This is a genomic window from Moorena sp. SIO4E2 (genome assembly GCF_010671945.1).
In the GTDB taxonomy this organism is placed as follows: Bacteria; Cyanobacteriota; Cyanobacteriia; order Cyanobacteriales; family Coleofasciculaceae; genus Moorena; species Moorena producens.
The window spans coordinates 1-4,414 of record NZ_JAAHIE010000567.1 but is presented as its reverse complement, the minus strand read 5'-3'; the positions used below and the strand labels follow the sequence as shown (position 1 = coordinate 4,414).

Genomic DNA, 4,414 nt, shown 5'->3' with positions numbered 1-4,414 from the left:
CGTCCCGTAACGCACCACCTTCCAGATCCGCTGTTCCCTAAAATCCAGAAATTGTGTACCTCATAGCTATGAGAATTGCTATATGCCCACCTACTTAGTTCATCTGTTCTGCAACTTTGACCTGCTCCCATGGCGGTAGTGATGGCTACCCTGTTAGGGATACCGATCCTTTGGATAATGGACAGAATCTGGGAACACCCCTGGGCAAAATTCTCAGAATCGATCCCTTTGGGAATAATAGTGTTAATGGTCGATATGGCATTCCTCGTGATAATCCTTTTGTTACGGATGACGATCCTAAAACCTTGGGTGAAATCTGGGCTTATGGACTGCGTAATCCCCATCGTTTTAGCTGGGATACTGCTGGCGAAGGCAAAATGTTGATTGCTGATACTGGTCAGGCTTTTATTGAAGAAATTAATCTTGGTATCAAAGGAGCTAACTATGGTTGGGGCGAGCGAGAAGGTACTTGGGTGATAGAGGAAAATAATGAAAATGTTTTGTTGACCTTACCCAAAAACGATCGCTCCTATGGCTATACTTATCCCGTTGCCCAATATGACCATTACATCCCCCCCGACATAAAAGGCTTCTACGGAATTGCGATCGCTGGTGGTTATGTTTATCGGGGCAAAGCAATTCCTGAATTAATCGGTCAATACATTTTTGCTGACTTCGCTCATGATGCCAGATTTTTCCACGTTCCTGTAGATGAACTTGTCAATGGCAAACAGGCAACAATAAAGGAACTTCGGCTCTTTAAAGGAGAGCGAGACGCTTCTTTTCTAGAAATTATTGGGAAAAAACGATCCGATGTGCGATTCGGGGTGGACGAAGAAGGAGAAATCTATGTCACATCCAAGCAAGATGGTAAAGTTAGGAAAATCATCCCTTCACCGAAATCCCGTAATTGACTATAATAGTTTGGAATAATGATGTTCATGGAATTAACCTTATTGTAGGTTAGGTTGAAAGATAAAACCGAACAAGAACGAGAGAGCGATGGGTTTCGCTATCGCTATACCCATCCTACAAATTCAGTATTATTAATCTGAATTATGAATTATCTACTCCTACTAATTCTCTGATTAATGCCTGGGGGGGTGACATGCAAGCTAAAATCCTTACTGGGCAATAAGTTCAGCCCATTAGTTATAAAAAGATACATGCTGTTTGGGGGTGACGTTGGAGGTAGTTATAAGGGTTTGAGCTTCCAGAAAATCATTCGTAGGGTCAATTTGCGAGTTGATCTTTGCTAAGATAACTGGCCTCAAAGCCTTATATAGTATGCTTTTCAGGGCTCATATTACCCCCTGAGCTCTGATATAGCAATCCTAAATCATTTGTAAAATCACTGGACTTATTAAAAACTAGCTCCAACTCTGGTGCCTTCTGCCTTCTGCCTTAAAGCAGCCCATTTCTTTCACGAATCAGATAGGATTGCTATAGCACAGCTCCTGATTAACTCAACTCTCTACAGCTATCGATTCTAAACTAGATTGATACCTATTTGATGACACGCCCTAGCAAAAATTGACATTGTTCAAATATTAGTCTACTATTAATACTTTATTAGTAAATCAGGCTTAGACAAATCCAGGACAAAATATGAGTAACGGCAAGGCACTGCAACCATCCCCCTATTCAAAAAGACAATACAATATTCACCAACCTGGTGACTTTGATGTTGCGGTTAATTATAGTCGTGTGTTGTTGGCAATTGCTGGTGCAGAGGGTGAGCTGGCAGAGGCAGAATTGGATTGGTACATTGATGAGCTGGTTTTGTTCGGATGTACTCAAGAGTATTTGCCAGAAATCAGTAAAGAGTATATTGCCACTGTCAAAAAATTGAATTGGAAAGATGTTAATCTCGAAGAGCTATTGGAGAAGATTAATTTTGATTTTCCCATGAATTCGCCCAAAGTGATTTTATATCAAGCGATAAAGATGTGCCGAGCTGATAGAGAATATCATCAAAAGGAGAAGGAAGCAATTCGTAAAGCTGCTCAAATTTTAGGTGTTTCAATTACAGATGTTATGGCGATTGAATCACTAGTAGAAATGGAAGAGGCAGCAGATAAATTAAGATATACTGTGTTAGAAACAATAGGATAGTTAAAATTTTGAACACACTCTTGTGCTGGCCAATTAAAGTGTGTTCAAATCATCCATGTTAATTTAGAAACTTGATCGACAATCTTCTAAATTAGTTCAGTTGGGAGACTAACACTTGTCCAAAAAGTACATACATGGCTATTCACATCAAGAGCAACAACGCTTAGTTAAACAAGCTCAATATTGGCGGGACAAAGTGCTATTGCGCGATCTCAATTTGTTTCCTACCGAGAATTTGTTAGAAATCGGCTGTGGTACAGGTGCTGTCTTAGGAATAATTCTAGACAGTTTTCCGCATTTGAAAGTAGCTGGAATCGATCTCGAATCTACTCAAATAGAATGCGCTAAGCACTATTTAAATACTCTTGGTTTTGACAACAACATTGATCTGCGTGTAGGTGATGCCATTCAGCTTCCTTGGCCCGATGCCAGTTTTGATCATGTTTATGCCATCTGGTTCTTAGAACATGTCTCAAATCCCAAAGCAATTCTGGAGGAAGCGTACCGTGTCCTCAAGCCAGGCGGTCGAATTACCGTAACTGAAACTGATTACGAAACTCACCTGATTTGGCCTGACTCACCTGATTATCAATATTTACTACAATCTTACCGTGAAATGTTCTTATATGCAGATGGTAATCCCTGTATCGGGCGAATTTTGGGACCACTTTTAACTTCAGTGGGTTTTCGGGAGGTCACTAATATACCATGGGCGTTTTATAACTTTGGTAATACTGAAGATCAAGATCTAGAGAAGTTGGTAGAGTATATGCACTCTTGTATACAACCAACTCTCATGGAAATGACACGAAAACTGGGAAAGGATTCTCAAAGGCTAGAAGCCGGTCTAGAATTTTTCCGAAATCTTACGAACCAGCCTGAGTGTGCCGCAGCATTGACAATATATCGGGCATCAGGGAAACGATAGTCAAGTTAAAGACTACAACACTCTTGAATTACTATAGTAAATATTATACTGATGTTTTTGGCTAACTTTTTTAACAAGATACAATTTTTTTATGGTTACATTTCATTCGGTTTCTCAGAAAGAATCACCAGTGTCTCTGAGTTTTCCTGAGAATAACTCAACTACTCCAGATCGGAATTACCAAAGCCTAGAAGCACTCATTGATTTTTACGAGCAAAAAGATATAATAAATGACTACTTCCAGTGGTTGCATTCAAGGCCTATCGATCTTTCCAGTATTTGGTTGCTTCTCCATAATCTTCAGGGGATTACTGCAGAGTTTGTCCGCTGGCTCGCTAGTGCTGTGTCTAGAATCGACGATAATGTTATTCGTTGCTTACTTGTAAAACAGCTCTATGATGAACTTGGGAACGGAAATCCTGAACAGTGTCATACTGTACTATATAATCGCTTTTATCATGCCTTTTATCCCTGGCAACCAGAGTCAATTGCTACCGGGAAAATGGATGCTCTGAACATTAGCTCACCTGGGATAAAACTCAGACAACGACTAGAAGGCTATTTTAATGCTCCTGATCCGACTATTATCATCGCTGCATTTTTGGTAGAAGAGATTTACGCCAAGAAGTTCAATGAATGTCTCAATGAGCAAATCATGCGGACTCAGGAAATTTCTGAGCATGATCTAACTTGGCTCACCTTACATAGCGTGGTAGAAGCGGATCATGCTGGAGATTCTATCCATCTAGCCCGCCGTCTGGATGAGATAGAAGTTTCCCGTAGCCTAGTTTATATGGTGACTGAAGAGGTATGGAATATTTTTATGCGCTTCCAGGGTGAGATGTATGCACTCAATCTTGAACTATCTTCAGTAGACATCTCCAGAAAATAGACGAGGTTTAGACGCTTCTGTTATCGATCACTACTTGTGTACCACTACCATTAATTTGAATTATGAATTCTATACTCCTACTAAGTATCTGATTAATCCAGGAGAATTGCTATAACTTTCTAGGGCATCCCTTTAATTTTAAGACGAATACGGTAAAGACTGTTTCTTGCTGTAATGTAAAGGGTTTGGTAGTCACTGTTGCCCCAGGCTAAATTAGCGGGAGCTTCTGGCACTTCAATAATGCCCAGTAGGTTGCCACTGGGATCAAAAACCCAAACTCCTCCAGGTCCAGTACTGTAAACATTTCCTTGGATGTCTACCTTCATACCATCTGCTGCCCCTTCCTGACTAGGAGGTTTCAGTTCGGCAAAAAGTTTTCCATTCTCTAACATCCCGTCTGGCTTGACATCAAAAACCCGAATATGACCTCTTTCTGAATCATTCACATATAATTTAGTTTCATCTGGGGAAAAGACAAT

At 40.3% G+C, this 4,414-nt stretch carries 5 protein-coding genes; 4 read left to right on the top strand and 1 reads right to left on the bottom strand.

Annotation, left to right across the window (positions count from 1 at the left end; translation table 11 throughout):
• The first annotated feature begins 116 nt into the window (after positions 1 to 116).
• The 4 genes from F6K37_RS33130 to F6K37_RS33115 all read left to right on the top strand — a co-directional run bounded on the left by F6K37_RS33130 (position 117) and on the right by F6K37_RS33115 (position 3,935).
• Positions 117 to 914, top strand: coding sequence for a PQQ-dependent sugar dehydrogenase (locus F6K37_RS33130; RefSeq protein WP_287254912.1), 798 nt, complete (start codon positions 117 to 119; stop codon positions 912 to 914).
• 694 nt (positions 915 to 1,608) lie between these two features.
• The gene (locus F6K37_RS33125) at positions 1,609 to 2,115 is read left to right on the top strand and encodes a TerB family tellurite resistance protein (RefSeq protein WP_287254910.1); all 507 of its coding nucleotides are present in this window, start codon (positions 1,609 to 1,611) and stop codon (positions 2,113 to 2,115) included.
• A 115-nt stretch (positions 2,116 to 2,230) separates the two neighbouring features.
• Complete coding sequence (locus F6K37_RS33120; protein ID WP_287254908.1) at positions 2,231 to 3,043, top strand: class I SAM-dependent methyltransferase; 813 nt, start codon at positions 2,231 to 2,233, stop codon at positions 3,041 to 3,043.
• Positions 3,044 to 3,134: 91 nt separating this feature from the next.
• Complete coding sequence (locus F6K37_RS33115; protein WP_287254906.1) at positions 3,135 to 3,935, top strand: iron-containing redox enzyme family protein; 801 nt, start codon at positions 3,135 to 3,137, stop codon at positions 3,933 to 3,935.
• 119 nt (positions 3,936 to 4,054) lie between these two features.
• Here the strand turns inward: F6K37_RS33115 and F6K37_RS33110 are convergent.
• A partial coding sequence (locus tag F6K37_RS33110; RefSeq protein WP_287254904.1) for an SMP-30/gluconolactonase/LRE family protein occupies positions 4,055 to 4,414 on the bottom strand: 360 nt, incomplete at its 5' end.

Coding starts and splice junctions, on each gene's coding strand:
- F6K37_RS33125 (WP_287254910.1), top strand. CDS start 1,609: ATGAGTAACGGCAAGGCACTGCAACCATCCCCCTATTCAAAAAGACAA.
- F6K37_RS33115 (WP_287254906.1), top strand. CDS start 3,135: ATGGTTACATTTCATTCGGTTTCTCAGAAAGAATCACCAGTGTCTCTG.